The following is a 22,625-nucleotide window of genomic DNA, read 5'->3' on the forward strand; positions in this document are numbered from 1 at the left end:
TCCTGCGCCAGAAAGTCCGCTTATTGAACCGGAGACAAAAGCCCTGTCCACTGCCACCAGCTCATGGAGAAGAGTACAAACGTCAGCAGACAGGCCAGGGTCAGTAGCAAACCGATCCGTGCAAATGTTTTGGCCTGAAAGGTGCCGGTTGAATAAGCCACCATGTTTTGGGGTGAATTCACCGGCAGGATCATCCCAAAGCTCACGGCAAACAGTTGCAGCAGTACCAGTCCCATGGCGTTATGCATCATAGTGTCTGGCAGGGTGTCGGTAAAAGCCAGGAACACCGGCAGTAATGCCACGGTCAGGCTCATTGCTGAAGCAAATCCTAAATGCATGACCACCGTAAACAACGTCATCACAAACACCAGCAGGGTCAGCGACATGGTGTGAATTTCCATGGATGAAAAACAACGTTCTGCCAGCCAGGCCGCGGCACCGGTGCTGACCAGTTGCTGACCCAGGCTGATGCTGATGCCAAACATGACGATGACGCCCCAAGGAATGCGCTTCTCTACCTCTTTCCAGCTTGCAAAGACACCGATTCCCGGTAACAGCAGACAAACGGACATCAGCAACATGGTGGCGGGAACGGTAATGTGATGAAGCGTGCCTTCTGTTACCCAGAGGCTGATCAGGAGAAGGGTAAACAGAGCCAGCTTTTTCTGTGCTAAGGACCAGGGTTCGGAAGAGGTGTTCAGGCAGTTGCTGATGTCTTCGTTCAGCGACTGTCCTTTTACCTCTGCTCTCAAAATGAAATACAGGATGACCGTCATCAGTGCCGACCAGGGACCGGCATGGATCAGCCATTGAATCCAGGTCATGGCGAAGCCACTGTGTTCAGACATCAGTTCAAGGCCTGCCACGTTGTGGCCGGTGGCTGTCATGACGCCAACATTCCAGATGGTACTGACCTGGGCTGCACCGATCATCAGTATGGCAGCCAGACGGCTTTTGGGGTCGAGACCCAGTGTAGCGATGACGCCTGCCAGAATAGGAACCTGTACGGCAGTACGTCCTGTCGGCGAGGGTATCATAAAGGAAAACACCACCCCCACCAGCAGGCAGCCGGCAATAATGGCGCCGGGACTGGGGCGGATGCGTGACAGAATGGCCAGGGCAATGCGTTTGTCCAGTTCAGTGGACTGCATAGCGGCCGCCATGATCAGGGCTCCGGCTATAACAATGATGCTGGGGGATGAGAAGCCTTTCATGGCCAGCCCCAGGGCTTTGCTGGTGCCCAGGATGGCACCGGTTTCACTGCTGGGGACAATACCCGTCAAAAGGGTAACCAGTGCCGCAATAAGCAGGGCGCTGATGGGATAAGCCAAAGCTTCTGTGACCCAGAGAATAACCGCCATAACCAGAATGCCGAGCATAATCTGGCCATAGGCGGTTAAGCCTTCCAGGGGCAAAGAGATCACCAGAAGCAGTGCGCAGAACGACAGGGGAACAGCCAGTCTTGCAGTCCATTGCTTCACAGCTGAAGGGGTTTCAAGGTGGCTGGACATGATACAACCTTATTCATTTATTAGTTTTCGGAGGGATGAAACACTAAAGTTTAATAAAAAATGAGGTTCTTGCAGGATTAATCACTACCAATTACAAATCTTTGCAGTGTTAAGTACTTTTGTTCCATATCTTCTGTATCTTCCAGCAGGTCTTCAGAATCCTTCAGGTGACCCTCCGGGGTGTGACGTTCCGACAGTTTTTCGGTGAGTTCCTGGCAGTAGAAGACCTGTTCTCTGGCCGAGGTCTGGCCAGCTTCCGGTGATAATGGATGTTTGAAGGCAGCAGGGCCCACGGCTGTCAGGGTGAGAATGCTGTTATGAGACTTAAGCGTTTCAACGGCAGGCTCGAGTGTCGTCTTTTCCGGTGAAAAAGTAGACAGAGACGCTTGTCTCAAGTGTTCCGGCTGGATGCCCCGTTTGGGCAATTCTATCTGTATCGCTACCGTTTCAAACCAGACCGCCAGAATCTGCTGGCGTATGGCTGCTGATTCCTCAGGGGTGGCCTGATGATGTTGAAGGTATGCCTCTGCCGCCTGAAGAAACTGGCACATTGGTGCAGGGAGTTCCATGTCCATCTGGATGGATTCCCGGTTTTCGATGTGAACCGTTTTCAACTGCAAGGGTTTATTTTTGATTGAGAGGTGGAGTTTTTGTAATTCCTCTGTGAGCGTATATTGGCTTTCGTCCTCGAAACCTTCTTTCCTTTCGATCAGGTTGAGCCGGATACCGGCTTGAACGTGGTCTCTTACACCAGAAAGTGCAGGTGCCTGATGACCGAATCGCTGCCGCATATTTTCGACCAGTGTGTCGCTGAATGACGGGTCGGTCACCGTCACGTTAAAAGGACTCTTTGCCGGGAGAGCGATGGCAGGCTCGGGTAATGAAAATGCACCTCGACAGGCTATGCGCACTGGCGGCCTGGACTGCTCCTCTTTGGCGGCTTCATGGAATCTATTATCAAGGGTTTCTGTTTCCAGATAGCCGACACTGGCAGCGTTAAGTGTTGCCCCGGCATTGATCAGCAGGTCAGCAGGGACTTTGTTCCTGTGGGTGTTTTGCTCACTTTGATGTTCCAGATGAACGAGGTATTTTCCGTCTTGCTGATCAGGCGCTTCAATATCCACGACCCTGGCATTGGAGACCATTTTAAGGGGGGATGGTTCAAGCTTTGTCATCTCCAGCGCTTGTTTCCAGAGAGCCTGATACAGGGGGGCTGCGGTAATTTCTCCAAACCCGTCCGGGTCAAGCCGTCCTGAGTTGCTGTTGAACAGAGCGTCAAACGGTTCACCGAGATAAAAGCGTAATGTTTCGAGCCATTGTGGGTCGAGCCGCAATATCGCAGTGGGAGCAAAGAGAGGCTCGGCGCTCAATAACAGGGTGACATCGGCACCTGCTTCAACCTGTGTCAATGCCGCCAGCAGGCCGTGAAGGTCTGAGCCATCAATGACAACCTGTGGGTGGTATTCGGCCTCCTGATGTTTATCCAGAAGCCAGCGGTTAAGGTGGGCATCAATGGCAGGGCTGTTCAGGCTGGCAAGATCATACAGTTTCGATAATGTTTGCCTGGCGTTGTCGTCGGGCCAGTTGCGTCCATCCAGCAGCAGGGAATCTCCCCATTTTTTTCCGAGCTGCCGGGCTACTTCCAGTTTCTGCTTTTTGGCCGCGATAATGGCCTGTAGTTCTTCCCCGGCAGGGGTTTTCCCTTCGTTGAGTTTGTCTCTGATGGCAACCGGGTCAATCTCTTTCAGTTGATCAACCAGCTGGGCGAAAGGCTCGTATTCGGTGCTGTAGGTTAATAGTTCATCCTTGAGTTTCTCCCTGACATCCACCAGTTTTGCCATGGCTTCCAGAGGAAAGTCACTTTCATCGGGGTCATCGATTTCAAAGCCCAGCTCTTCCATTAATTCATCGGTATCTTTGACCTGCTCAAGAAATTCCAGCTGAAAAGCATCGACTCTTATGGTTGGATCGCCGTCAGGGTAGAGTATTTTGCGAAAACTGAGTTGATCAATATCCCGGACCAATTCCTGGGTCAGTTTGAAGCGCATTGGGGTGCTGATTTGACTTATTTCATCGATGCATTGGCTGAAGGCTTCGGGCGACATATCGGTTTTCAGTGCTCGAACCGCCTGCCACTTTTGTTCGGTTTGCCGTTTGTTGAAATAAGAAGACAGACCTGCAGCGGCAAAGTTTTGCTCCAGTTGCGCTTTCAATTCATCTGCGCTGTCGGACGTGTCTTTTTCGAGAAACTCACAGGTGTAGTACAACCACAGAAACGAGTCTGCGTCTGCAAGATTAGCGGTAGGGAGCTTTGCCTCCAGCTCTTGTCGAGCCTCTTCGAGCATGAGCAGGGGGGATTTCGGAAAGATAACAGGGCGCTCAGGCTGATTGGTCTGACCGGGAGGCCCGTCTACCTGGAAAACCGGGACATAAGGGGTTTGTTCCCGCAACGTTACCGGTGTCGGGTCGTCGGGGATAGGTTCTTCAGCCGGTGGCGTTACCGTAATGGTCGGCGGCGTAAAGGTAACAGGAGGTATTTCCTGAGGCGTGCTTTTTTGAATTACTTTGATTGGGCCATTGCTTTTCATAGCATCAGCAAATGGGCGCCTGCCGGGGTTACCGGATAATTGTTTGATCGGTCCATTGGATTCCATGGCGTCCAGCAGCCGGACTTTTCTCTTCGGTAAAGGCCGGGTGGGAACGGGCTCTTTTTTCTGGAAAGGGCTTAACATCAGAGCTTCGTTTTTGGCGATCGCTTTGGCTCTCTTGTTCGATAAAAAAGTGTACCGGCGAGCTTTGGCGCCATCAAAGATCTGTTTTCGCAGGGATAGACTGCTTTCAGAATCGTCAAGGACGCTGATCACCATTTCACTGAGTTGTCTTTCAGCAACCTCGTTTCTAAGGTGTGAACGCTTCCATTGGTCTTTCTCCAGAAGTTCTTTTGGAGAGGTCTCTACCACGAGCCGACCATCGTGCATAGTGACACGAAAGGCCCGCCCTTCGCTGGCAGCCTGGTCAATGAGTGTCAGATTATGACTTACTTGCTCTTGAATGGTGGGCATGTCAGTGCCTGACCTGGTGTAATCCGTCTCTTTATTTAGCGGCACCGAGTCAGGTCGGTGAAGAGTAAAAGAAAATAATGCTTCATTCTTAACCTCGACAGGGCAGGCTGGTAGAATCCCTATCCCGCTTAACAGGCAAAACGGTTTATGGGTTTCTGTATATGACCCAAACAATTGGATTGGTGCTAGCTGGTGGCCGGTCTTCCCGGATGGGGCAGGACAAAGCTCGCCTGCTCTGGCAGAACATTCCCCTGTTCCAGCATATGCAAAACCTGTTGTATGAATCGGGTGTCGACAGGGTGCTGCTCAGCGGTGCCCAGTTTGGCAACAGGGCGCTGGCGGATAAAATACCGGGCAAAGGGCCTCTCAGTGGTATTCATGTGGCTATTGATGTTCTACCCGATGGTGTCAACCTGCTGGTGGTACCGGTGGATATGCCTTTATTGCCACCGGAAGCCTGCCGGGAGCTGGTATCAGCCATTGCTGAGCAGGGCAGGGCGGTTATGTTTGAAACCTTCTCTCTGCCGCTTGTTCTGCCTGTCAACAGCCAGCTGCGAAGTGCTGTTAATCGTGCGCTGAGCAGCCAGGATCACAAAGACTATTCTCTCAGGCGGCTGTTTGATCGTTTGCAGGGTGTGACTGTCCCGCTGCCTGAGGAAATGGTCGTGCATTTCCAGAACACCAATACCCCCGATGAGTGGCATCGTGCTCAGACAGCCATGAGCAGAGCGGAACAGCCCTGAGCGGAAGACAGCCCTGAGCGGAAGACAGCCCTGAGCGGAAGACAGCCCTGAGCGGGAAAAACCTAACGGTATCAACGGAGATCTGATGGCTCATAAACAAGTAACTGAATTTGTACCCCTGAACATTGCGGTACTGACTGTTTCTGATACCCGTACCGAAGAAACAGATACCTCTGGCCATCTGCTGGTGGATAACCTGACCGCCACCGGCCATAAACTGGCGGACAAGGCGATTGTCAAAGACGACATCTACAAGATTCGTGAAGTGGTATCCCGCTGGATCGCCTCGGACAATGTTCAGGCCGTTCTGGTCACGGGCGGTACTGGATTTTCCGGTCGTGACAGCACTCCGGAAGCCTTACTCCCCATTTTTGACAAGGAAGTAGACGGCTATGGCGAGCTGTTCCGGCAACTCTCCTATGACCAGATTGGTACGTCCACCATCCAATCAAGAACCATTGCCGGCTTTGCCAATGGTACCGTCATTTTTGTCATGCCGGGTTCCAATAATGCCTGTAAGACTGGCTGGGAAGGCATTATCAGAGAGCAGCTGGACAGTCGACACCGGCCCTGCAACTTTGTTGAGCAACTCAAAAAGGTTGAAGACTGATGTCGCTGACCCATACCAATGACGAAGGCAAGGCCAGCATGGTGGATGTGGGTGACAAAAACGTCACCCGCCGTGAAGCCAGGGCAGAAGGTTTCGTGGTGATGAAACCGGAAACATTGGCGCTGGTGGCTGACAATGGTCTGAAAAAAGGCGATGTGCTGGCGGTAGCCCGCATTGCTGGCATCCAGGCGGCCAAACAGTGCGGCAACCTGATACCTCTGTGTCATCCGTTAATGTTGAACTTTATCGGCGTAGAGTTTGAACTGGAGCCTGAACAAAGCCGCATCCGGATCGAGACCTGCTGTCGTTTAAGCGGTAAAACCGGTGTTGAAATGGAAGCCCTGGCAGCCGCTTCTGTGGCAGCTTTGACAATCTATGACATGTGCAAGGCCGTCGATAAGGATATGTGCATCGAAGGTGTGCAGGTGCTTGAGAAAAGCGGTGGCAAGAGTGGTCACTACAAAGCGGCTGGTTAACCATTACAGAGGAGAGTGAGTCCTGTGATTAAGGTTCTTTTTTTCGCCAGCTACCGGGAAAAGCTGGGTATCGACAGTCTGGAACTGGCTGATAAGCCAACGAATCTTTCTGAGCTTCGTGATGTGCTCTGCAAAAAAGGGCAAGACTGGCAGGAAGTGGTTAATGATTCACGTACTCTGGTGGCCCTGAATCAGACCATGACCCGCAAGAATTTTGAAATAAAAGAAGGCGACGAAATTGCATTCTTTCCTCCCGTCACCGGAGGCTAATCATGATTTCCATACAGCAGGATGACTTTGATCCCGGCTTTGAACAGGATCTGCTCAGCGGCAACACCGGTACCGGTGCCCTGGTGACTTTCACTGGATTGGTGAGAGATGAAAACCTTGGGGACGATGTCGGTGGGCTTTATCTGGAACATTATCCGGGTATGACCGAGAAGGCGCTTCAGGACATTATTGATGAAGCCGCTGAACGCTGGCCACTGCAAGCCATCAAGGTGATTCATCGGGTCGGGCCGCTTAAGCCGGGTGACAGAATTGTTTTTGTCGGTGTCGCCAGCGCCCACCGCAAAGCGGCCTTTGAGATCTGTGAGTTTGTTATGGACTACCTGAAAACCCGCGCTCCTTTCTGGAAAAAAGAAACCACATCCGAAGGCGATCGCTGGGTGGACGCCAGGGAGTCCGATGAGCAGGCGGCGAAACGCTGGGAGCCAGAATCATTGTGAACTATTGGCTGGGTATTGGGCTGGGTATTGCGACGCTGTTGTTGAGTGTCAGTGCCACCGCCGACACGCTTCGGGTAGCCGTGTCTGCCAACTTTAAGCCGGTGCTGGAATATCTGGCTGAACGGTTTGAGCAGCAAACAGGTCATCAGGTGAGTATCTCGTCGGCGTCTACCGGAGTGCTGTACAACCAGATTATGCACGATGCGCCTTTTGACCTTTTTTTCTCAGCCGACCAGGCCAGACCCCTGGAGTTGGAACAAAAGGGAAAAACACTGTCAGAAAGCCGAAAGACTTACGCCTATGGACGTCTGGTGCTTTGGGATCGAACCAGCCATGTCAAGCCATTGTCCATTGATCAGCTCAAGGATTGGCAGGGTAAATTAGCTATTGCCAACCCCGCAACGGCACCTTACGGGCTGGCGGCTGAACAGTCGCTGGAAAAACTGGGTTTGTGGAAAAGTTATCAGGGGCGTCTGGTACAGGGAGCGAACATTCAGCAGACATGGCAGTTTGTTGCCAGTGGTAATGTGAAAGTGGGGCTGGTTGCCTTATCCCAGCTGTCAGGCAAAGAATTGCAGCGAATCACTTACATACCAGACCGGCTTTATGATCCGATTCGTCAGGATATGGTGATCCTGAAAAGAACAGACCATAGCGAAGCTGCCCAGGCGTTTTCGACGTTTGTGTTGTCTGCTCCGTCCCAGAACTATATCGCTGAGCATGGCTATTTTCCTGCTATCAAGTTTCCTGCTATCAAGGATAAGGCGAAATAATGCTGATCACAGCCATCTGGCTGACCATTAAACTGGCTCTGATGACGACGCTGCTGTTGATGCTGGTGGGGATACCTCTGGCCTGGAAACTGGCCAATATGAGCAGCCGTTTTCGGCCATTAATAGAAGCTTTCGTGGGATTGCCACTGGTGCTGCCGCCAACGGTGCTTGGCTTTTATCTGTTAATTGCCTTCTCGCCGGACAATACGCTGGGTCAATGGTGGGTTGATTTAACAGGTTCAACTCTGGCATTCAGCTTTTCAGGGCTGGTGGTTGCTTCTGTTCTGTATTCGTTGCCATTTGTCGTACAACCTCTGCAAAGGGCGTTTGAGCAGTTGGATCATGGCCTGCTTGAAGCTGCTGCCATGCTGGGAGCCAGTCGGCTTGACCGGTTTGTGAATGTGGTTCTGCCTAACTCTCTCAGAGCGCTCTTGCTGGCTGCCTGTATGGGGTTTGCCCATACGGTGGGTGAGTTTGGTGTAGTGCTGATGATTGGCGGCAATATTCCCGGAGAAACTCAGGTGTTGTCCATCGCCTTATACGACGCGGTGGAAACGCAACAGCTGGATCAGGCACATGCTATGGCAGCGGGTTTGTTAATGTTTGCGCTGGTGATGCTGGTGGCGCTGTATAGCATTGATAAGCGTACCGTATTGATAAAAGACAGGTGTCGGGAGTGAGTTGCCGTTGATGTTGCAACTGGATATTCAACTGCCTCGGGATCGGTTCGATCTTGCCATCAATACCTCGCTGGAGCTGGATGCAGTGTGGGGCATTATGGGGGCTTCAGGTTGCGGCAAAACCTCTCTGCTCAGAGCGATTGCCGGTCTGGAAAAACAGGTTAAGGGTCGGATTCAGTGTCATGATCAGGTCTGGATGGACAGTCAACAGGGTATCTTTGTTCCCCCTGAACAACGTGGGATAGGTTACATCTTTCAGGAAGCGCGTTTATTTCCACATTTGAGTGTTTTGGGTAACCTCCGGTTTTCTGCGAAACGCTCAAGTCCGGATCGACAGGGATTATCCCTGGCTGAAGTTGTCGACCAATCAGGTATTGGCCACCTGTTGAATCGCGGGATTGAAGCCCTGTCTGGTGGCGAAAAACAGCGGGTCGCCATCGCCCGTACCTTGTTGAATGCACCGCAATTATTGTTAATGGATGAGCCTCTGGCTTCTCTGGACTGGGATTCCAAGGCGACGATATTGCCTTGTTTAAGAAATATTCATCGCGATTTCAATATCCCCATTATTATGGTCAGTCATTCCAGAGAAGAAGTCGCCCGTCTGGCTGACAGGGTGTTGTTACTGCATCAGGGTTCTGTGACCGGAAAAGATCAAAGCCAGACGTTGCTAAACAGCGCACTGGCGGTTGATGATCAGCATGAGCCACTATTATCCACGCTGGAAGCGGAAGTGGTTGATCATGATAAGGACTATGGGCTCACTGTTCTCAGTGCTGAAGGTTATCCGTTGCAGGTTCATGAAGCGGGTTTGGCGCTGGGAACCAAAGTACGGATGATTGTCCCGGCCCATGAAGTGAGTATTGTGCTGGATGACTTTTGTGAAACCAGTGTTCTGAATCGTTTGCCGGTGGTGATTGATTTAATACAGGCGATGGACGACTGGCACCAGTTAATCACATTATCTCTGGGTGAGCAGAAGTTAATGGCCATGGTGACGAGAAAGTCGGTGGATCGCTTACCACTGAAAGTCGGAATGAAGGTGTTTGCTCATTTTAAGGCTTCAGGGCTGGAAGTGGTTTGAGTCGTTAGAACGAGCTAATCTGACATCCTCTGCGAAGCTTGCTGCATCATCTCCCAACCTTGGCATATTGGAGAGGACTTCTACCAGTTCATCAACAGTAAGACCCTGTTTTGGAGGAGGAGAGAGGATGGCAACAGGCTTTCCACCCCGGGTGATAAGCAGGCTTTGTCCGGAAGCTTTGACTGAATTTATGGTTTCAGAAAGGCTTTTGGCCAGTTCGGTAGCTGTTATGGAGTGCATAATCGAAATACCATTTTGAGTATTACTGTGTCTAAAGTAGCTTGAATTTAAGGCATAAGAGCATAACTTAAGACTCGATGGCATGGTTGCTGAGTTTGACAGATATGACTAGTCAGACTAGTTTTTTAGGAGCGTGTTATGACTGAGGGGATTAGTATGGAAAATCAATGGCAGTTACAGGAGGCGAAAAGCAAGTTCAGTCATATTGTGGACAGGGCTCGTCAGCATGGTCCACAATTCGTGACCCGTCATGGGCATAAAGCGGCTGTCGTCCTCTCATTTGAAGACTATCAAAGGATGTGTGCACCAGAGAATAGTCTGAGTGAGTTTCTTAAAGCCTCACCCTTTTCAGATTCTGATGTTGAAACGTTTGACAGAAGTAAAGAAACCCCGAGGGATGTAGATCTGTGAAGTATTTACTGGATACCTGCGTGTTGTCAGAAGCATTCAAAAAAAATCCTGATAAGCATGTACTTGAATGGATCGATAGTCGTGAGGAAAACAGGCTTTATTTGAGTGTTTTAACTTTGGCAGAAATTGAAAAGGGAATAATAAAATGCCAGGAACCGGTAAGGCAGGAAAAGCTGCGAACCTGGCTTGAGTCTGATTTAATGGAGCGCTTCAAGCACAGAATATTACCTATAGATCTTGGGGTGGCAATAGCCTGGGGGCGTATTCAGGCTGAATCTGAAAAAAAGGGTACACCTATGCCCGTTATTGATGGGCTTATAGCTGTCACAGGATTAGTGAATGACTGTACTGTAGTTACTCGAAATACAGGCGATATGCGCATGAGTCAGGTTCAGTTATATAACCCTTGGGAAGACACGGCACCTTTCTGCGGTGTCAATTAAATACCATCAGTATGCACCTTTCTGGCAATTAACTTCGCTGAGCCTTGTTTCTCTTTAAAATAACGATTCACTTCCCCCCTGGTAAATCGCTTGAAGACCTATAGCAGCGGTGATTGCAGTGCATGACAGTCGGCCTCAGAGCCCGTGTTGTAGGAAGCAACAGTTACTGAGGGGCAGACTCATAAATCAAAAATAACTGACCATCAAGACTGAATAACTGACCATCAAGGCTGTCCAGTCCACTCAAAGGATTGGTCATGGAACCATTGATAGACGTCCAAGTATTGAAAACCTGGCAGACTTTTGCTGAAGTGGGCGTTACCATGGCACCGGCTGAATCCTTAGTGCCTTCACACTCTCCTGCCAATGGTTGTGGATCAACGGCTTTCAAGCCGTATTGTTGTGGTCGCCACCACCATGAAGGTGGATCTTGTCGCCACGGATTGACCGCCTGAAGATGGTTACAGGCAAGGGCCAGTTTAATGTGTCCTTCGATACCTATAGCTGAATTTTTTGAGCGTATTCGATTGCCTGCCAGATTAAAAAGAGGAGGTAGCAAGTTGACTTTTGTATCATAATTACCTCTGAGAAAGAAACCATCTCTGAAACGAGCTAGTCTTGTCGGAAGAGGTTTCTTGTCTGGCATATTGTTGTTGATATCAACAATGTTTCTGAAAATATCCATACTGCTCCCGGCCGGTAGGTAAAATTCACCCGCGCGTGCCATCCTGCCCTGGAATATATTTTCAATAACAGCGATCTTCTGTAACTGCGTACCGGAATAATCAATATCTAACCCTTTGGGAAAAATATCCTTCACGCCGAAGAGTGTGGATGTACCTATCATAGTGTTATTGGCAAACAGCAGGCTCGACTTCACCGATGCATCAAGGGGGTCTGCGCAAGAGAAGTAAAGTCCGGCCCGTCTAACAGACACATGGAACAGGTTATTTTCTACAATCAGTTTCCGGTTATAGCAGCCTGCATAAATAATAGAATAAGCCCCCACATTGTTATCAGGTCCAACGGGCTGGAAAGTAACATGGTTTATGTGACTGTCTCTCGTTTTATCGAAATCGTGCATATCATCAATCATGACCATAGATAGATCTCTAAACCCTGCGTCAACTCTGATAACTATTTCAAAACCGTCGTCTGCTGCACCAATGATGTCCTGACCGTTCTTCAAAACTATTCCTTTATCTATAAAATACTCAACCGGGATTTTACCCACCGAAGGGAGAGAGGATGTGGAAGTAGAAGACGCAGTAGGCACAGTCTCGGAAGAGAGCAGTATAACAGTACCCTCAGGAGCCCGTTTGATCGTCTCACTCAGATCCTCTGTCTCTCCTGTCGGATCAGCAGCGAGAACAATACACTGTCGTCCCTTGACAAGTTCTGTGTACTGGGTCAGCCGCTGTATAACCCCCATCGTTTGTCCCGTAAGAGAGTCACATAATACTGTCGGCAGAGGAGAATAGGGTGCTGTAGAAGAAGAGGTTGTGGCTGGAGAAGAGTTGACGTTTGGAGATTGAGTCGTCCGGGCTTGTGCAAAAAAAGCCATTAACAGGAATAAAGGGACGACTAATTGGGCTAATAAATGGTGTTTCAGCATGATCATGCTCAGGACCCCTTGAAGCAATCGACAAGAAGTCTAGACTCTGTATTTATAATTATCCATCAAAAAATAACCCCCAGCCTCGTCACCACTTCGGTCGTACCTGCCGAAGCAGTGTATAGCGTGCTAGCCTCGTCGGCCTCAGAGTTCGTGCTGTAGAAAGCAACAAAGGGGGTAGTCATAGTCCTAGTTAGCTTCTCAAAAAATCTCCCTTTTCAAATTCTGATGTTGAAGCCTTTGACAGAAGCGGAGAAATCCCGAGGGATGTGGATCTGTAAGCATTTGGCCCACACTTTTCGCAGAATGGAGCCTTTCACCTCACTCATCAATATTCACCTTTCTGGCAATCAACTGCGGATTCAGCAACCCTTCGTAAGAAAAAGACTCTTGAGTCCGCCCTTTCTGATAACTCACTTCATAGAACATAAAGAAAGGAAGCTCACCTTCCCGGATCATGTGTGCAAAATCTGCGTGCCAGCCTACAAAGGTATGATCCTGATATTCCCCCAGTTCACTGCTTAACAGCGGTCTGAAATTATCTTTGCCTGAACCTGAGGTTTTGAGCGTGTGGTGCCCTGATTGAATAATCAGCATCAACTCTGAGCCTTGTTTTTCTTGAAAATAACGATCCACTTCCCCCTGGTAAATCGCTTGAAGACCCATAGCCACAGTGATCGCAATGCATGACAGTACCAGCACAGCCGTGAGGGCCCGGATTGCAAGAGAGAGTCTTTTAGCCGCGAAATTACCCGCGAAATTACCCACGAAAAAGGTGCGATGTTTCATGGCAGCCGCCTTTATAGATAAGCCTTCTGGGGGTTATCGGGTGTCACCTGAAAATCACGAGAAATCAGCGGGTTTAGCGGGGAAAGATAAGCCTAAAGCTCTGACCATGAGCGCCGAAACATCTTGCTAGAGACTGACTTGAGGAGCCTGACTTGAGGAGCCTGATGTACTGGTAGAGGGCAACGATTTAATGACCGAGGATGATGAGATGAAAATATGGACAGCCAGGATGCTGGGTTTCACGCTGATTGAGCTGATGATCGTAGTGGCGATCATTGGTATTCTGGCAGCAGTAGCGATTCCCCAGTATCAGAACTACACCCGTAATGCTACTGCGAGCGCGGCTATTCAAGAAGCAAATGCCTATAAAACAGCCATTTCGATCTGCTTGCAGTCACATGCACTGGATTCCTGCGATCTTACTGAAAATTCAGTGCCCGCGTCAGCAGGTAAAGTATCGGCTAACTCGGTGACAGACAAATCGTCTTTTGTAATTACACCGGGCAGTCCATTTGGGAGCCAAACCGTTACTATGTGTCCTGACACAGCGGGCACCACCTGGCAGGTTTTTTGTACAAACGGTGGTGTGACAGGGACAAATGACTTATGTGAAACAGATGCTGTTAAGAATTATCCCGGGTTTACCACTGCTATTTCAGCCTGCCCTTAACACTATCTGTTATCAAAAAAGGCCGGATTTAACCCGGCCTTTTTTTTGAGCAGAATCACCGCCGTCCAAACCATTCAATAGCGTCTCTGATGTCTGGAGTATTTAAATAGTCTTTAGCTACCTTGGCTTGCTCGATGGACATCGAAGCCACAGCCGCCATTTCCTCAGGCGTGGCATTCAGCATGTTTTCCCAATGTTTGAAATGGGTTGCCAGTTTTTTAGCACGGCTTTTTCCTACCTGTGGGATGCTCAGGGCACTTATCTGAGACTCCAGAGAAACTCTGTGAAGAACGTTGAGTGTAGAGAGCAGTTGTTTCGATGTGTGCTCATCCAGGCCCGCCTGTTTCAGGTCCGATTCAGATACGCTAAAAGCATCTGAAAAGCGGTTAATGGCTTTATTGGTCATTAGCTTGTTGATCAGCGGTTCATGCAAAAAGGGAATATCCAGCTGCATCCCAAGCCATTTTATTCTTGCCATTAGCTGTTCTTCACAGCCGGGCTTTAGCTCAAGACAGGTGAAAGCGTTGTACTTTGCCGAATCTGGCAGGGTTGGCTGGGTGCGGTGCTTCGGTCTTAGAACAACCAGGCCAAAAGCCGGTGTGGCGGCGCCTTTCAGTTGCACAGAAACCTGGTCGCCAATGGCAATATCCTTATCCGTCAGGTTATTGATGCTGCCCAGTGATACCTGCTGGATTGTTCTCCCTCCGATCGCTGCCGGTGCCAGTTGCAGTACCGGGGTGATATTACCGGTTCGTCCCACGCTGAAATGAACGTCCTTTACTTCGGTTACCGCGCTGTCTGAAGGGAATTTCCAGGCAATGGCCCAGGCTGGGTGGCGGCTGTTCCAGCCCAGTTTTTTACGAAGCTCAAGGTTGTCCAGTTTCAGAACAATACCGTCCATAAGGAAGGGCTCTTCACCACTGCTGTTACTGTAGGTTTGACGAATCGTTTCTATTTCTTTCAGAGTCTTAACTGGATGGGTATACCGGGCAGGTAGCTCAAAACCGTAGCTGTACAGGGTGTTAATGACCGTTTTGTCGCTCGCAAATGGGCTATTGACCCAGCGCCAGGGGAAAAACTCGATACTGCCCAGTGCAGTAACATCCAGTTCGTTACGACTGATATGGCCAGCAACAAAATGGCGGGCGCTGGTGTAACCGGAATCTCTGACGGTCTCACCCAAACGGGCAAACAGCTCGCCATGAAGGATAATGTCGTCATAGTTCGTTTTCAGCACTTTCGGGATCATTGGCATCTGTTTGACGGCATCAAGAATAGTTTCGCCCCGGTCGCCGGTGCCCCGGGTGGAGGCGGCGACCAGTTTTCCGTTCTGATAAATAAGCTCGACTGCAATACCGTCTATCTTGGGTTGCACCAGAATGCTTTCCTGCCCGGCCTCTTTCAGGAATTTTTTGATGTCATTTACGTTCCGGGCTTTTTTCAGGCTGCCCATAAAGGCGCGGTGATCAACATCTCCCCCGGCCTCTTCTTCTTCAGCAATGGCAGGGAGTGTCAGTTCTGGAAAACACTGCGTCAGAGATTGCAGTTGTGCTTTCAGCGCGTCGTATTCATGGTCAGTAAGAACGGGTGAGTGCTTGTTATAGTAAAGATCGTCGTGATGCCTGATCTCTTTTTGCAGAGCGATGATCTGCTGTTCGGCCTGCTCATCTGACCAGTTTGGACAGGCACTCCATGCTGTCACTGGAAGGAGTAAAAGCAAGAGCGAAAAAAGATGTTTCATGATCAGTTTTCCGGTGAGGGTAACGTCTTTTACTGATCGGCAGTAAAAGACGAAACTGATCAGAGGAGAGCAGGCTTACGACCTGTAGCCATCAGGGTTATTGGACTGCCAGCGCCAGGCGTCGGTCACCATATCTTCCAGTCCTCGCTCTGCTTTCCAGCCCAGTTCGTTCAGGGCTTTTTCGGGATTGGCATAGCAGGCAGCAATGTCGCCCGACCGGCGAGGCGTGATTTCATAAGGTACGCTTTGGCCTGATGCTTTCTCAAAGGCCGCAACGATTTCCAGTACGCTGCAACCTTGGCCGACACCCAGGTTCCAGGTATGTACGCCTTTGGTCGTACAAAGTTTTTCTATGGCTTTGACATGGCCCAATGACAGATCCACGACGTGGATGTAATCACGAATTCCGGTTCCGTCAACGGTGGGATAGTCGTCACCAAAGACTCTCAATTTTTCCAGCTTGCCAATAGCCACCTGGGATACGTAGGGCATCAGGTTATTAGGGATGTCATTGGGATCTTCGCCAATACGACCAGAAGCATGAGCACCTGCCGGATTAAAGTAACGCAACAAGCCAATGCTCCAGTCAGCATCGGATTTGAAGAGATCTTCCAGGATTTCTTCCACCATCAGCTTCGAGCGACCGTATGGGTTGGTGGCACTCAGGGGAAAGTCTTCTGTGATCGGCAACGTAGCCGGATCACCATAAACCGTGGCTGACGAGCTGAAAACAATGCGTTTAACCCCGGCGGCCTGCATGGCCTGGCAGAGTACCAGGGTGCCGTACACATTGTTGTCATAGTAATCGAGCGGTATCTCGCAGGACTCGCCAACGGCTTTCAATCCCGCAAAGTGAATAACGGCTGCAAAGTCATGCTGTTGAAAAAGAGTGTCCAGCAAGGCCCGGTCGCGGATGTCGCCGTTAACAAACGTCAGTGTCTTGCCGGTCATATCCTGAACCCGGCGCAGCGACTCTTCACTGCTGTTGCAGAGGTTATCCAGAACGACTATTTCGTAGTTGTCGTTTAATAATTCCAGGCAGGTATGGCTACCAATATAGCCAGCCCCCCCTGTGACGAGAATTTTACTCATGGTTTGTTGCTCGCTGTTAAGATTTCTGTGGTCTCAATCAGTCTCATGGAGAGATCAATGGATTGAATGTCTTTGGTGAGCGTGCCAATGGAAATAAAGTCAACGCCGGTGGCGGCGATCACTGGCAGACGCTCATCGGTGATACCGCCGGAAGCTTCCAGTTTCGGTTGCGGCGCTGGCAGGGTGTTGTTCAGCTCAACGGTCTCACGCAGTGTTGCCAGTGGGAAGTTGTCCAGCATGATGATGTCGGCACCCGCGCTTCTTGCCCGTTGGAACTCGGCCATGTTCTCAACCTCGACTTCCACGGGTTTGCCCGGAGCCATGGTCCGGGCGGTGCTGACAGCCTGCTCAATACCGCCACAGGCAGCAATATGGTTTTCCTTGATCAGAAAGGCATCATACAGCCCGATGCGGTGATTGTGGCACCCGCCTGTCTTGACGGCATACTTTTGAGCAAGGCGGAGGCCGGGCAGGGTTTTGCGAGTATCCAGCAGTCGAACGCCTGTCTCTTTAACCTGATTGGCATAGTGATAACAGCGGGTAGCGGTGCCGGAAAGGGTCTGAAGGAAGTTCATGGCAGCACGTTCAGCGGTCAACAGGCTTCGGGCAGGGCCTTCCATAAAAACCAGAACCTGATCCGCCGCAACCCGCTCCCCTTCTTTTACCTGCCAGTCCAGAGTCACCGACGGGTCAACCTGCCTGAACACTTCATCAAACCAGGGGCGTCCGGCAATCACCGCAGGCTCGCGGCAAAGGATACGGGCTTTGGCCATTTGCCCGGCAGGAATCAGGGAGGCGGTAATGTCACCTGAGCCGATGTCTTCTTCCAGGGCATGGCGAACATTGAGCTGGATAGTGAGCTGGATAGTATCGGTCAGGTCGGAAGCGAGGTTGTCCTGGGGCTGCATGTTGACTCTACTTACTGTTTTGCGGAAATGATAATCAATGGGCCGGGATTATAAACAACTGAAGGTCTTTGGTCTTGCCGATGGCAATCGCCAGTCATGAACTATACTGTAAAACCACTTTCAAAACACAGCGGCAGGTGCAAAACATGCGTACCATCAGGCTGATTACCTGTGCTTTTCTCACTTTGGTTATCTCCCATTCCCAAGCATGGGCAGAGAGCGCTCAAATTAACTCCTACCCGGCCCTCAGGGCCGCCCTTGAGCAGGGAGAAGTGCCTATTAAAGGTGTGATTGATTTTGCACAGTGCTCGCCAGAGTCTGAAGGAGTTCCGAGATTCCGGGGAAAAGAGATCACTGTTTTTAATCGAAACACGCTCAATGCAGATGGTTTAATACTGATGTTAACGACGTATAAACTGAGTACACGATTAGTATCCGAAGCTATGCATGACACAACGCCAGACCGGGAAGAGCTGCCAGCCTGGCTGGAGTGGCAAAGCGCCTATACCCTCTCCAAAGAAAGTGCTGGAGAATTTGACGTCAGGTTTATTGCTGCAGATGCAAAAACCGGGAAGACCATAGTCAGCCTTCACTTCAAGTGTCCACTGGGAACAGCGGTTAAGTTATGGCGCACACCCCACCTTTGAAGATTTTTTTGGCTACCTGATGTTGAGCTCTGTCAGTGCTTTCATCAGTCTCCGGTTAGCCGGTGTTTCTACACCCAGCTTTTCAGCCTGCTCGATCAGGTAGCCGTTAATAAACGCCAGTTCAGTGTCTCGACCCCGTCGGGCGTCCATGCAGGTTGAAGAGTGATTCATTGCCGTATCCCGGCAAACCTGATGGACTAACTCAAGAAGGTTTCCTGAGCCGGGAACACCGGCGGATTGCCTCACCTGTGTCACTTCTTCAGTCAGTGCAGCCAGACGCTGTTGGCGCTCTTTGCTGTTCAGCAACTCTCCATTCCGGCAATCGTACAAAGCGGTAAGGCCGTTGATGGCACAATTGATTGCCAGCTTATCCCAGAGCTTTTGTTCAATCTGATGGGTAAACTGAATATCAAGTGGCAGCTGTTCGAGAACCCCTTTTAAAGCTTGCCAGACCGAATCGTCAGGCTCCTGATCAACAGGGCCCACCCAGGTTGAGCCACTACCAGCATGGCAGACATGCAGAGCGTCTTTCATCCACGCCCCTTCCGTTGTCGATGCGGCCCATACAGTTTGTGAACAGAACTGTCGTGCTATTGCCTGTTGGCTGCCCATACCATTCTGCATCAAAAGTATCTGACATTGGTCTGATAACTGGCCAGCCAGTGACTGAACAGCAGCTTCGGCATCCTGAGCTTTTGTGCAGACTAATAAATGGGTGATTGAGTCCGTGAGAGATTCCGGAGAGTTGAGTTTGATGGGGTAACGATGAGTAGCGCCATCCCATTCATCCACGGTCAGAATGGGCCGGGCAATGTTGTGGGCAATGTTGAGTGAGCGCAATCTTTGTTCCCGAACAAGCAGGGTGGCTTTCATTCCTGCCTTGAGCAGCTGCGCCGTCCACAGGCAGCCCATGCTGCCAGCACCGATGATATGCCAGGTCACTTCTTGGTTCGCTCTGGTTGAAAAAATCTGAGCGAGTTTAAACAGTCGGTGATGATTTGTGAATGACGGTGAATGACGGTTAATGACGGTTAATGACGAAGGGTGTCTATACTTCCTCTGTCCTGTCAATGTCGTGGAGACTATTTGTTATGGCTCATATCTATAAAATCCTTGAAGTGGTGGGCAGCTCAACCGTCAGTAGCGACGATGCCGTCCGTAATGCTATTGCAGCGGCCAGTGTCACTCTGAAAAATCTGGGCTGGTATGAGGTGGTGGAGCATCGGGGTCATATTGAGGAGGGTGAGATCGCCCACTTTCAGGTGACCGTCAGAATCGGTTTCAGGCTGGAAGACCATGGCAAACCTTCCTGAACATCGCACCTGATCAGGGCTTGCCATCTGGCAGGGATTCTCGGATACAATAGATGCTTACGTTCAGGTTTTGTTGATTGGGAAATCCCTCATGCCTTCATTTGATATTGTTTCTGAAGTGGATATGCACGAGCTGACCAATGCGGTCGATCAGGCGAATCGCGAGCTGACCACCCGTTATGATTTCAGAGGGGTTGACGCCAGCTTTGAAAAAAGCGGTGAAAACCAGATTGTGATGACAGCCGATGCCGACTTCCAGCTGGTGCAGATGGTCGAAATGCTGAAAACCAAAATGGTCAAGCGGGGCATTGATGTTAAATGCCTGGAAGTGAAAGACCATTATGGTTCTGGCAAACAGCTTAAACAGGATGTTGTTGTACGACAGGGGCTTGATAAAGAGCAGGCCAAAAAAATCGTCAAGATGATCAAGGATGCCAAGCTCAAGGTACAGCCTGCCATTCAGGGCGAGCAGGTCCGCGTCACGGGTAAAAAGCGTGACGATCTTCAGACCGCTATTGCTTTGCTCAGAGAAGCGGATACCGAGATGCCTTTGCAGTACAACAACTTCAGGGACTGATTCTGGCAGGAGAGGTGTTCCTCTCCTGTTAGTCGACAATAAATCCGTCAAGAGCACACCCGGAGAAGCAGAATGCAACTAATGAACTCCTCTCCCCATTCCTGGGGAGAGGCATGGAAGAGTTTCAGGCACCCACGAGTCATCAGTGTTCTGTTTCTTGGTTTTTCAGCGGGGCTTCCCATATTGCTGATCTTCAGCAGCCTCTCTATCTGGCTGCGGGAAGCCGGTGTTGAGCGCAGCATGGTGACCTTCTTCAGCTGGGCGGCACTGGGTTATTCCTTCAAGTTTGTCTGGGCGCCCTTGGTAGACAGGGTTCCCCTGCCATGGTTAACGAACAGTCTCGGGCGTCGCAGGGCCTGGCTGTTACTGGCTCAGTTTGCCGTGATCGCTGCTCTTTTGTTTATGGCAAGCCATGATCCAGTCTATGGATTGACCTGGGTGGCAGTGGGGGCAGTGATGCTGGGATTCTCATCCGCTACCCAGGATATTGTTATTGATGCCTACCGGATAGAAGCCGCGGAGAGTGATCTCCAGGCCATGATGTCTTCTGCTTACATCGCCGGCTACCGAGTCGGCATGTTGGTGGCCGGGGCAGGCAGCCTGGCATTGGCCAGCTGGTTTTCAGGTGGCGATGAAACCGTTTATAACTATGAGGCCTGGGCTTCTGTCTATCGCTGTATGGCGGCGTTTATGCTGGTGGGGGTCGCGACGACATTACTGGTGCCAGAGCCTGAGCAAAATCAGTCTGTCTTCTCCGGGCAATACCGTACCCTTGACTACGTTCGTTTTCTGGGGTTGTTTGTGATGGCTGCCGGGGCTTTTGTGGCAGGCTTTACCTTAACCCCTGAGCTCTCTTTACAGCTGAAAACGTCGATGATTGATGGGGGCGTTTCTGCCCATGTTGCAGGATTCTTTTCTGAATCCCTTCGACTGCTGTTCAGTGCCGCCCTGGGTGGCGGGGCTGCCTGGTTGATGATCAGCATGAACGTAGCGCCCAGAGGGATGGTCAGGGAAACCTATGTAGCGCCTTTTACGGACTTCTTTGCTCGTTACGGAAAACTGGCGATTTATATTTTGCTGCTGGTGGGCACCTATCGGATTGCCGATATTGTCATGGGCGCAGTGTCCAATGTGTTTTACAAGGACATGGGCTATAGCAAGGAACAGATAGCAGCTGTCACCAAAACCTTTGGTCTGCTGATGACCATTGCGGGTGGTTTCCTGGGTGGCTTGTTAGCCCTTCGCTACGGGGTGATGAAAATCCTCTGGCTCGGTGGCTTATTGGCAGCGGTCAGTAATTTTTTGTTTTCCCTGCTGGCTCAAATGGAGCCTGAAACCTGGATGCTGGCGGTGGTCATTGCCGCCGATAATCTGAGTGCAGGTATTGCTTCTGCGGCCTTTGTTGCTTTCCTCTCTGGTCTGACGAACCGGGCATTTACAGCGATGCAGTATGCGGTCTTCAGTTCTTTGATGACACTGGTGCCCAAGCTGATGGCGGGATACTCCGGAACGGTGGTGGATGCGGTGAACTACGCTGTCTTTTTTGCAGGCTCCGCTATTCTTGGATTGCCAGTCCTGTTATTAATCAGTTATGTGCAGAGGCTTATGGGTCAGCTAGAGGAGAAGGATGCGGAGTCGCTGTCCGAAGACGCTGCTCCCGATTGACATCCTGATCACAAAGGCGGGCAAAAGCCCGCCAACGTTATTGTGTCAATTCAGCGATCAGTCTTTCCTGCCATTGCTGCCTTTCCCGTTCAGAGAGCTTGCCGAGGGAATCCCTGCAAATATAAATCATTGCCTGAAGGATGGTTTCAGGTTGATAGTTAAGATTTTCCAACTGGCGAATAATTTCAACGGCCAGAATCATGTCTTCGGAATGCTGGTTTATATCGTCCAAGGGTTAGTCTCCACTCCATTGATACAGACTCAGATTGACCTTGCCATTGAGCAAAGTAATACCTTCTGATTCAAGTAAGGATTGCTGTTGCTGATACTTGCTGCTGGCCTCTGGAAACGAAATGTGTCCTTTGCTGTTGATCACTCTGTGCCAGGGCAGTCCGCTGCCTGAAGGCAGTTGTTTAAGAATATTACCGACTACCCGGGCATAGCCTGGTGCACCGGCCATGTCGGCCAGTTGTCCATAAGTGACCACACTGCCTTCAGGTATTTTGGCCAGGATGAACCAGATATCGGATGGACTGAACGGTGCTTGCAAGCCAGGTCTCCAGACTGATAAACAGTCATCAGGGGATAAAAAGAATCCGCCAAGCATATCCTAATTTACGTTCGACCTGATAGAGACAAAATAGTTGCCTATAGCGGCTTTCCCTCTTGTTAAGCTTTCATTATTTTGGAACCCTTGTCCCCCTTATAAGGCAATAATACATCGGTTGATCGAGGGGTGTGCATGGGGCTCCAGTGTTTCAGGAGCATTGGCCGTTTTTTCAGATTGCGTACAGTCTGGGTACTATTTCTCTGGGGCATGGCAATGATGGCCCATGGGGATAAAATA

26 protein-coding genes are annotated in these 22,625 nt (G+C 50.4%); 15 read left to right on the top strand and 11 right to left on the bottom strand.

Annotated elements, in window-relative coordinates; all coding sequences use genetic code 11:
• Positions 1-20: 20 nt before the first annotated feature.
• Together K7B67_RS00855 and K7B67_RS00860 are read right to left on the bottom strand one after the other, a co-directional pair.
• Entirely contained in the window at positions 21-1,511 is a 1,491-nt protein-coding gene (locus K7B67_RS00855; protein WP_252178477.1) for an SLC13 family permease, read from the bottom strand.
• Positions 1,512-1,588: 77 nt separating this feature from the next.
• Positions 1,589-4,573, bottom strand: coding sequence for a hypothetical protein (locus tag K7B67_RS00860; RefSeq protein ID WP_252178478.1), 2,985 nt, complete (start codon positions 4,571-4,573; stop codon positions 1,589-1,591).
• A gap of 161 nt (positions 4,574-4,734) precedes the next feature.
• Here K7B67_RS00860 and K7B67_RS00865 point away from each other — a divergent pair, with 161 nt between their 5' ends.
• From K7B67_RS00865 to modC, 8 genes are all read left to right on the top strand, one after another.
• The gene (locus tag K7B67_RS00865; RefSeq protein ID WP_252178479.1) at positions 4,735-5,316 is read left to right on the top strand and encodes a molybdenum cofactor guanylyltransferase; all 582 of its coding nucleotides are present in this window, start codon (positions 4,735-4,737) and stop codon (positions 5,314-5,316) included.
• An 85-nt stretch (positions 5,317-5,401) separates the two neighbouring features.
• On the top strand, positions 5,402-5,926 hold the full coding sequence (moaB, locus tag K7B67_RS00870) for a molybdenum cofactor biosynthesis protein B (protein ID WP_252178480.1): 525 nt from the start codon (positions 5,402-5,404) through the stop codon (positions 5,924-5,926).
• On the top strand, positions 5,926-6,402 hold the full coding sequence (moaC, locus tag K7B67_RS00875; RefSeq protein ID WP_346658245.1) for a cyclic pyranopterin monophosphate synthase MoaC: 477 nt from the start codon (positions 5,926-5,928) through the stop codon (positions 6,400-6,402). The genes moaB and moaC overlap by 1 nt, the downstream gene beginning before the upstream one ends.
• A 24-nt stretch (positions 6,403-6,426) precedes the next feature.
• On the top strand, positions 6,427-6,672 hold the full coding sequence (moaD, locus tag K7B67_RS00880; protein ID WP_252178481.1) for a molybdopterin converting factor subunit 1: 246 nt from the start codon (positions 6,427-6,429) through the stop codon (positions 6,670-6,672).
• A gap of 2 nt (positions 6,673-6,674) precedes the next feature.
• Positions 6,675-7,130 (top strand): molybdopterin synthase catalytic subunit MoaE, encoded by a 456-nt coding sequence (gene moaE, locus K7B67_RS00885; protein ID WP_252178482.1) that lies wholly within the window; start codon positions 6,675-6,677, stop codon positions 7,128-7,130.
• On the top strand, positions 7,127-7,903 hold the full coding sequence (gene modA, locus K7B67_RS00890) for a molybdate ABC transporter substrate-binding protein (protein WP_252178483.1): 777 nt from the start codon (positions 7,127-7,129) through the stop codon (positions 7,901-7,903). The genes moaE and modA overlap by 4 nt, the downstream gene beginning before the upstream one ends.
• On the top strand, positions 7,903-8,583 hold the full coding sequence (gene modB / locus K7B67_RS00895; protein ID WP_252178484.1) for a molybdate ABC transporter permease subunit: 681 nt from the start codon (positions 7,903-7,905) through the stop codon (positions 8,581-8,583). The genes modA and modB overlap by 1 nt, the downstream gene beginning before the upstream one ends.
• A gap of 10 nt (positions 8,584-8,593) precedes the next feature.
• Positions 8,594-9,667 (top strand): molybdenum ABC transporter ATP-binding protein, encoded by a 1,074-nt coding sequence (gene modC, locus K7B67_RS00900; protein WP_252178485.1) that lies wholly within the window; start codon positions 8,594-8,596, stop codon positions 9,665-9,667.
• On the opposite strand, the gene K7B67_RS00905 is transcribed toward modC, so the two are convergent.
• Positions 9,647-9,907: a type II toxin-antitoxin system Phd/YefM family antitoxin gene (locus K7B67_RS00905; protein ID WP_252178486.1), complete on the bottom strand. Its 261-nt coding sequence runs from the start codon at positions 9,905-9,907 to the stop codon at positions 9,647-9,649. The genes modC and K7B67_RS00905 overlap by 21 nt on opposite strands.
• Positions 9,908-10,045: 138 nt before the next feature.
• Here K7B67_RS00905 and K7B67_RS00910 point away from each other — a divergent pair, with 138 nt between their 5' ends.
• Both K7B67_RS00910 and K7B67_RS00915 read left to right on the top strand, forming a co-directional pair.
• Positions 10,046-10,318: a type II toxin-antitoxin system Phd/YefM family antitoxin gene (locus K7B67_RS00910; protein ID WP_252178487.1), complete on the top strand. Its 273-nt coding sequence runs from the start codon at positions 10,046-10,048 to the stop codon at positions 10,316-10,318.
• Positions 10,315-10,761 (top strand): type II toxin-antitoxin system VapC family toxin, encoded by a 447-nt coding sequence (locus K7B67_RS00915; RefSeq protein WP_252178488.1) that lies wholly within the window; start codon positions 10,315-10,317, stop codon positions 10,759-10,761. The genes K7B67_RS00910 and K7B67_RS00915 overlap by 4 nt, the downstream gene beginning before the upstream one ends.
• A gap of 163 nt (positions 10,762-10,924) precedes the next feature.
• On the opposite strand, the gene K7B67_RS00920 is transcribed toward K7B67_RS00915, so the two are convergent.
• Both K7B67_RS00920 and K7B67_RS00925 read right to left on the bottom strand, forming a co-directional pair.
• Positions 10,925-12,382, bottom strand: a complete 1,458-nt coding sequence (locus tag K7B67_RS00920) for a hypothetical protein (protein WP_252178489.1) — start codon at positions 12,380-12,382, stop codon at positions 10,925-10,927.
• 315 nt (positions 12,383-12,697) lie between these two features.
• Positions 12,698-13,165, bottom strand: a complete 468-nt coding sequence (locus K7B67_RS00925; protein ID WP_252178490.1) for a hypothetical protein — start codon at positions 13,163-13,165, stop codon at positions 12,698-12,700.
• A gap of 190 nt (positions 13,166-13,355) precedes the next feature.
• On the opposite strand from K7B67_RS00925, the gene K7B67_RS23930 reads away from it, so the two are divergent.
• Positions 13,356-13,835, top strand: a complete 480-nt coding sequence (locus tag K7B67_RS23930) for a prepilin-type N-terminal cleavage/methylation domain-containing protein (RefSeq protein WP_276576716.1) — start codon at positions 13,356-13,358, stop codon at positions 13,833-13,835.
• Positions 13,836-13,890: 55 nt separating this feature from the next.
• Here K7B67_RS23930 and K7B67_RS00935 read toward each other — a convergent pair whose 3' ends face one another.
• From K7B67_RS00935 to nadC, 3 genes are all read right to left on the bottom strand, one after another.
• Complete coding sequence (locus tag K7B67_RS00935; RefSeq protein WP_252178491.1) at positions 13,891-15,576, bottom strand: helix-hairpin-helix domain-containing protein; 1,686 nt, start codon at positions 15,574-15,576, stop codon at positions 13,891-13,893.
• Between the two features lie 75 nt (positions 15,577-15,651).
• Positions 15,652-16,668 (bottom strand): UDP-glucose 4-epimerase GalE, encoded by a 1,017-nt coding sequence (gene galE / locus K7B67_RS00940; protein ID WP_252178492.1) that lies wholly within the window; start codon positions 16,666-16,668, stop codon positions 15,652-15,654.
• Positions 16,665-17,576 (bottom strand): carboxylating nicotinate-nucleotide diphosphorylase, encoded by a 912-nt coding sequence (gene nadC, locus K7B67_RS00945; RefSeq protein WP_252178493.1) that lies wholly within the window; start codon positions 17,574-17,576, stop codon positions 16,665-16,667. The genes galE and nadC overlap by 4 nt, the downstream gene beginning before the upstream one ends.
• A 146-nt stretch (positions 17,577-17,722) precedes the next feature.
• On the opposite strand from nadC, the gene K7B67_RS00950 reads away from it, so the two are divergent.
• On the top strand, positions 17,723-18,223 hold the full coding sequence (locus K7B67_RS00950) for a VirK family protein (RefSeq protein ID WP_252178494.1): 501 nt from the start codon (positions 17,723-17,725) through the stop codon (positions 18,221-18,223).
• A gap of 12 nt (positions 18,224-18,235) precedes the next feature.
• Here the strand turns inward: K7B67_RS00950 and K7B67_RS00955 are convergent, their stop codons facing one another.
• Complete coding sequence (locus K7B67_RS00955; protein ID WP_252178495.1) at positions 18,236-19,165, bottom strand: 2-dehydropantoate 2-reductase; 930 nt, start codon at positions 19,163-19,165, stop codon at positions 18,236-18,238.
• Positions 19,166-19,314: 149 nt separating this feature from the next.
• Between K7B67_RS00955 and K7B67_RS00960 the strand changes: the two genes are divergently transcribed.
• The 3 genes from K7B67_RS00960 (at position 19,315) to K7B67_RS00970 (ending at position 21,778) form a co-directional block, all read left to right on the top strand.
• Complete coding sequence (locus K7B67_RS00960) at positions 19,315-19,536, top strand: dodecin (protein ID WP_252178496.1); 222 nt, start codon at positions 19,315-19,317, stop codon at positions 19,534-19,536.
• Positions 19,537-19,627: 91 nt separating this feature from the next.
• Positions 19,628-20,113: a YajQ family cyclic di-GMP-binding protein gene (locus K7B67_RS00965; protein ID WP_252178497.1), complete on the top strand. Its 486-nt coding sequence runs from the start codon at positions 19,628-19,630 to the stop codon at positions 20,111-20,113.
• A 72-nt stretch (positions 20,114-20,185) separates the two neighbouring features.
• Positions 20,186-21,778 carry an MFS transporter gene (locus K7B67_RS00970; protein WP_252178498.1) on the top strand — a complete coding sequence of 531 codons (1,593 nt, stop codon included), beginning with the start codon at positions 20,186-20,188 and terminating at the stop codon, positions 21,776-21,778.
• 37 nt (positions 21,779-21,815) lie between these two features.
• On the opposite strand, the gene K7B67_RS00975 is transcribed toward K7B67_RS00970, so the two are convergent.
• Positions 21,816-22,010 (bottom strand): hypothetical protein, encoded by a 195-nt coding sequence (locus tag K7B67_RS00975; RefSeq protein ID WP_252178499.1) that lies wholly within the window; start codon positions 22,008-22,010, stop codon positions 21,816-21,818.
• 3 nt (positions 22,011-22,013) lie between these two features.
• On the bottom strand, positions 22,014-22,328 hold the full coding sequence (locus K7B67_RS00980) for an MGMT family protein (RefSeq protein WP_252178500.1): 315 nt from the start codon (positions 22,326-22,328) through the stop codon (positions 22,014-22,016).
• Between the last annotated feature and the right edge of the window lie 297 nt (positions 22,329-22,625).

This window comes from Endozoicomonas sp. 4G, from assembly GCF_023822025.1.
Taxonomy (GTDB): domain Bacteria; phylum Pseudomonadota; class Gammaproteobacteria; order Pseudomonadales; family Endozoicomonadaceae; genus Endozoicomonas_A.

Excerpts from the sequence above, each read along its gene's own strand:
- K7B67_RS00925 (WP_252178490.1), bottom strand. The coding sequence starts at position 13,165 with ATGAAACATCGCACCTTTTTCGTGGGTAATTTCGCGGGTAATTTCGCG.
- K7B67_RS00920 (WP_252178489.1), bottom strand. The coding sequence starts at position 12,382 with ATGATCATGCTGAAACACCATTTATTAGCCCAATTAGTCGTCCCTTTA.
- K7B67_RS00970 (WP_252178498.1), top strand. The coding sequence starts at position 20,186 with ATGCAACTAATGAACTCCTCTCCCCATTCCTGGGGAGAGGCATGGAAG.
- K7B67_RS23930 (WP_276576716.1), top strand. The coding sequence starts at position 13,356 with ATGACCGAGGATGATGAGATGAAAATATGGACAGCCAGGATGCTGGGT.
- moaE (WP_252178482.1), top strand. The coding sequence starts at position 6,675 with ATGATTTCCATACAGCAGGATGACTTTGATCCCGGCTTTGAACAGGAT.
- K7B67_RS00950 (WP_252178494.1), top strand. The coding sequence starts at position 17,723 with ATGCGTACCATCAGGCTGATTACCTGTGCTTTTCTCACTTTGGTTATC.
- K7B67_RS00855 (WP_252178477.1), bottom strand. The coding sequence starts at position 1,511 with ATGTCCAGCCACCTTGAAACCCCTTCAGCTGTGAAGCAATGGACTGCA.
- K7B67_RS00860 (WP_252178478.1), bottom strand. The coding sequence starts at position 4,573 with ATGCCCACCATTCAAGAGCAAGTAAGTCATAATCTGACACTCATTGAC.
- K7B67_RS00935 (WP_252178491.1), bottom strand. The coding sequence starts at position 15,576 with ATGAAACATCTTTTTTCGCTCTTGCTTTTACTCCTTCCAGTGACAGCA.
- nadC (WP_252178493.1), bottom strand. The coding sequence starts at position 17,576 with ATGCAGCCCCAGGACAACCTCGCTTCCGACCTGACCGATACTATCCAG.
- moaC (WP_346658245.1), top strand. The coding sequence starts at position 5,926 with ATGTCGCTGACCCATACCAATGACGAAGGCAAGGCCAGCATGGTGGAT.
- galE (WP_252178492.1), bottom strand. The coding sequence starts at position 16,668 with ATGAGTAAAATTCTCGTCACAGGGGGGGCTGGCTATATTGGTAGCCAT.
- K7B67_RS00910 (WP_252178487.1), top strand. The coding sequence starts at position 10,046 with ATGACTGAGGGGATTAGTATGGAAAATCAATGGCAGTTACAGGAGGCG.
- modC (WP_252178485.1), top strand. The coding sequence starts at position 8,594 with ATGTTGCAACTGGATATTCAACTGCCTCGGGATCGGTTCGATCTTGCC.
- K7B67_RS00965 (WP_252178497.1), top strand. The coding sequence starts at position 19,628 with ATGCCTTCATTTGATATTGTTTCTGAAGTGGATATGCACGAGCTGACC.
- moaB (WP_252178480.1), top strand. The coding sequence starts at position 5,402 with ATGGCTCATAAACAAGTAACTGAATTTGTACCCCTGAACATTGCGGTA.
- K7B67_RS00960 (WP_252178496.1), top strand. The coding sequence starts at position 19,315 with ATGGCTCATATCTATAAAATCCTTGAAGTGGTGGGCAGCTCAACCGTC.
- K7B67_RS00865 (WP_252178479.1), top strand. The coding sequence starts at position 4,735 with ATGACCCAAACAATTGGATTGGTGCTAGCTGGTGGCCGGTCTTCCCGG.
- modB (WP_252178484.1), top strand. The coding sequence starts at position 7,903 with ATGCTGATCACAGCCATCTGGCTGACCATTAAACTGGCTCTGATGACG.
- K7B67_RS00905 (WP_252178486.1), bottom strand. The coding sequence starts at position 9,907 with ATGCACTCCATAACAGCTACCGAACTGGCCAAAAGCCTTTCTGAAACC.